The 3,870-nt window shown below is 53.4% G+C and carries 4 protein-coding genes; all 4 read right to left on the bottom strand.

The genetic code is table 11. From position 1 onward, the window contains the following. A partial coding sequence (locus tag ACTHUT_RS15170) for a DUF7832 domain-containing protein (RefSeq protein ID WP_440418985.1) occupies positions 1–289 on the bottom strand: 289 nt, incomplete at its 3' end. A 93-nt stretch (positions 290–382) separates the two neighbouring features. Beyond that, the gene (locus ACTHUT_RS15165; RefSeq protein ID WP_250599452.1) at positions 383–1,624 is read right to left on the bottom strand and encodes an aromatic amino acid transporter; all 1,242 of its coding nucleotides are present in this window, start codon (positions 1,622–1,624) and stop codon (positions 383–385) included. A 129-nt stretch (positions 1,625–1,753) separates the two neighbouring features. Beyond that, positions 1,754–2,827, bottom strand: coding sequence for an AI-2E family transporter (locus tag ACTHUT_RS15160; protein ID WP_250599454.1), 1,074 nt, complete (start codon positions 2,825–2,827; stop codon positions 1,754–1,756). Positions 2,828–2,912: 85 nt separating this feature from the next. Further along, positions 2,913–3,764 (bottom strand): bifunctional methylenetetrahydrofolate dehydrogenase/methenyltetrahydrofolate cyclohydrolase FolD, encoded by an 852-nt coding sequence (gene folD / locus ACTHUT_RS15155; protein WP_003683785.1) that lies wholly within the window; start codon positions 3,762–3,764, stop codon positions 2,913–2,915. Positions 3,765–3,870 lie beyond the last annotated feature (106 nt).

The raw sequence follows: 3,870 nt of genomic DNA, 5'->3' as shown, positions 1-3,870 counted from the left end.
CTTCTTCGTCGGTGTAGTAGAACTCGGTAAACCGTTGGCCGAGTTCGGTAAAGTCGTCCGCCGTCAATGCGCCGTCCATGTGTTTGAGCAGGAAGTGCCGTCCGCTGATTTTGCCCGAGGTCATGGCGGAGAAGTCGGCTGCGGTTTCGGGGGCGGTTTGCCAGACGGGGTTGACGAGGCCTGCCTGCGCCGCCCACTGCCAGTACATGCCGATGTGGGTGGCGGCGTTTTCGGGCGGGAGCTGGTCGGGGTAGTCTTCGTCGAGATGGAAACGGATATTGTCGTACATGGACGGTGTTCGTTGGGGGAAAGGGGGTATTGTAGCGGAAAATAATGAATTAGGCCGTCTGAAAGAGGGTATTTCAGACGGCCTTAAGGGAATTTAACCTTTAAATACGGGAACGAGCTCCATTTGGCTCAGTATTTGGGCGGCAATGTTGATGATGCCGAAGAGGAAGACCCAAACCATCAGCCAGAATCCGCCGTAAACTTTGTAGTTTTTGCCGATGCCGAATTTATGGCGCGAGCGGTAGAGCAGCATGGCGGGGATGATGCCTGTCCAGATGGTTGCGGCCAGACCGACGTAGCCGATGGCGGTAACGAAGCCGGTAGGGAAGAGCAGGCAGGAGATCAAAGGCGGCAGGAAGGTCAGCGCGGCGGTTTTGGTACGGCCGGAAATGCTGTCGTTCCATTTGAAGATGTCGGCGATGTAGTCGAACAGGCCGAGCGTTACGCCGAGGAAGGACGTTGCAATCGCCATGTAGGAGAACAGGGTCAACACTTTGTCCATATTTCCGGTCTGGGCGAACTTGGACAGCGTTTCGATCAGGACGGAAACTTGGCCTTCTGCGGCGATAACCGGTGCGAATTCGTTGCGCGGCAGGTTGCCTTGGATAGCGATTTGCCAGAGGACGTAAATCACCAAGGCAATCAGCGTCCCCGACCACAGGGATTTGGCCACTTTGGGTGCGTCGCCTTTAAAGTATTTGAGCAGGCTGGAGACGTTGCCGTGGAAGCCGAATGAGGCAAGGCAGACGGGCAGGGCGGTGGCGACATAAATCCAGTAGCTGGTGCCGGCAGGGGCTTGGGTGTCGAACAAGACAGGCATTTTGGCATCGGCAATCAGGCCGCCGGTTGCCCAAATAAAGGTCAATACCATGCCGCCGATGAGGATGCTGGTGAAGCGGTCAACCAAGCGTGCTGATGCCCAAACGCAAAAGGCGAGAATGCCGAAGAAGACGAGTTGCCCGACGGTGAGCGAGATTTCGCTGCCTACCGCGCTGCCGATGCCTTTGGCTGTCAGGTCGCCGCCGACGAAGATGTAGGCGTAGGTGAGCAGGTATAAAACGAAAGCGACGGCAACGCCGTTGATGACGTTCCAAGTCGGGCCGAGCAGGTCTTTAACCATGGTGTCGAAGCTGGCGCCGTGCGGATAATGGGTATTGACTTCCAAAATCATCAGGCCGCTGGAGAGCATGGAAAACCAGGTGTACAGCAACACGGCCAGCGAGCCGGTAAACCATACGCCGGAAGTGGCGGTCGGGTTGGCAAGCATGCCTGCGCCGATAACCGTACCGGCGATAATCATCGCGCCGCCGAATAGGGAAGGGGTTTTGGTTGACATTGTTTATCTTTCTTCTAGAAATGCGTGGCTGCCATTATGCCGTAAAGTGTAAGAAAAGGTAAAGCAAAGGCCGTCTGAAAACCCGATTGTCGTTTTCAGACGGCCTTTGATGTGTATAAATGCAACTGATTAAATCAATTTTCGCAGTTTCAATTCATTTTTCAGATACGCGTAATAAACCGGCGCGACGATGATGCCGCCGATGCCGAAAATGCGTTCAAAGACGACCATCGCCACCAGCAATTCCCATGCGCTGGATTCGATTTCCGAGCCGATGATTTTGGCGTTGAGGAAATATTCGAGTTTATGGATGACAACGAGGAAAACCAACGAGGCAAGTGCGACGTAAAGCGATGCGCCGAGGCTCAAAATAATGATGATGGTGTTGGAAATCAGGTTGCCCGCCACCGGAATCAGACCGACGATAAAGGCAACGATCAGGACGGTCATTTTAAACGGTAGGCCAACGCCGAACAGCGGTAAAACCAAGTAGAGGTACAGGCCGGTCAGGAAGGTGTCGATCAGCGAGATTTTGACTTGGGCGAGGAACACGCGTTCAAAGCTGGTTTCAAAATTGACGATGCGCCGTATCAATTCGGCTTTAAACAGCGGCATTTTGTGGCGGTTTTTGCGCATTTTCAGGCGGTGGAAACTGAGCATGGCGCCGATGATGATGCCGATAAGGATGTACACGAAGGACGTGATGCTGTTTTTACTGATACGGGTCAGCGCGGCGCGGTATTCTTCAATCAGCTTGATTGCCGAGGCTTTGATTTCGGCCATATTGTTGGGCAGCATATTGAGAATGGCCGCAGGCAGGTCTTGGCTGTTTTTGGTGTCTTCCAAAATTGCCGCCAGCTTCGCCAGCATGAAGCCGACATGGCCGCCGTGTATCAGGTGGTAAATGCCCAAAGACATCATCGTGATGATGCTGAACACGATGGCCAGCGTCAGCGTGGTGGAAATCAGGTTGATATTGTGCGCGTTGAGCGATTTATGCAGCCGCGTGTTGCGCGGCAAAACACGGCGGCGGAGTTTGAGGATCACGCCGTTGGTGCGCGTAATAAAGATATAGGTCAGGATAACCGACAGCAGCAGCGGCAGAAAATGGTAGTGCAAGACAATCAGCAAAGCCAAACCCATCAGGATATAGGAGGCGTTGCGGAAAGTCGGGTTGTCGGTGTGTGAAGAGAGTAAGGACATGTGAAGCCAATAAGGTAAAAAGCAAAAAAAACAGGTCAGGCCGTCTGAAAAACCATGTTCAGACGGCCTAACTTAATGACAGCGATTAATCGTGCAATGAGGCCGCGTGTACCGTGTTTTCCAACAAAGTGGCAATCGTCATCGGGCCGACGCCGCCGGGAACGGGCGTAATCATGGACGCGCGTTCTTTGGCAACATCAAACTCCACGTCGCCGCACAGGCTGCCGTCGTCCAAGCGGTTGATGCCCACATCGATAACCACTGCGCCGGGTTTGACCCATTCGCCTTTAACGAAATTCGGAATGCCTACGCCGACCACCAAAATATCTGCGGCAGCCACTTCATCGGCAAGGTTTTGCGTAGCACTGTGGCAGATGGTTACCGTTGCGCGGGACAGCAGCAATTCCAACGCCTGTGGGCGGCCGACAATATTGGACGCGCCGACGACGACGGCTTTTTTGCCTTTCGGGTCGATGCCGTAGGCTTCCAACAAAGTCATCACGCCTTTGGGTGTGCAAGGGCGCATCAGCGGCATTTTGACGACCAGGCGGCCGACGTTGTAAGGGTGGAAGCCGTCCACATCTTTATGCGGCTCGATACGCTCCAAAACCGCTTGGCTGTCGATGTGTGCCGGCAGCGGCAGTTGCACCAAAATACCGTCGACGGCAGGGTCGCTGTTCAATTCGTCCACCAGTTTCAGCAAATCGTCTTGCGTGGTTTCAGACGGCAGCTCATAAGAGCGCGATTCTATGCCGCTTTTTTGGCAGGTCAGTTTTTTATTGCGTACATAAACCGCGCTGGCAGGGTCGTCGCCAACCAATACTACCGCCAAGCAAGGCGTGTGCAAACCTTTTTCCTGACGCGCTTTTACCGCCTGTGCGACCGCCTCGATGCGTTGCTGGGAGATTTTTTTTCCGTCTATAAGTTGTGCAGCCATGATTTTTCCTCATAAATAGGGACAAATATTGTGTTTAAATTATCGCATTTTTCAGACGGCCTGACACAAAAGAGTGGCCCTGATTACGAAACATAAAAATAAATAA

Source organism: Neisseria sp. P0022.S010, from assembly GCF_051956635.1.
Note: the sequence above shows the minus strand (reverse complement) of the source record. Positions and strands in the feature narration are given on the sequence as shown.

Bases quoted from the DNA above. Each gene is read 5' to 3' on its own strand.
- ACTHUT_RS15165 (WP_250599452.1), bottom strand. From the start codon at position 1,624: ATGTCAACCAAAACCCCTTCCCTATTCGGCGGCGCGATGATTATCGCC.
- ACTHUT_RS15160 (WP_250599454.1), bottom strand. From the start codon at position 2,827: ATGTCCTTACTCTCTTCACACACCGACAACCCGACTTTCCGCAACGCC.
- folD (WP_003683785.1), bottom strand. From the start codon at position 3,764: ATGGCTGCACAACTTATAGACGGAAAAAAAATCTCCCAGCAACGCATC.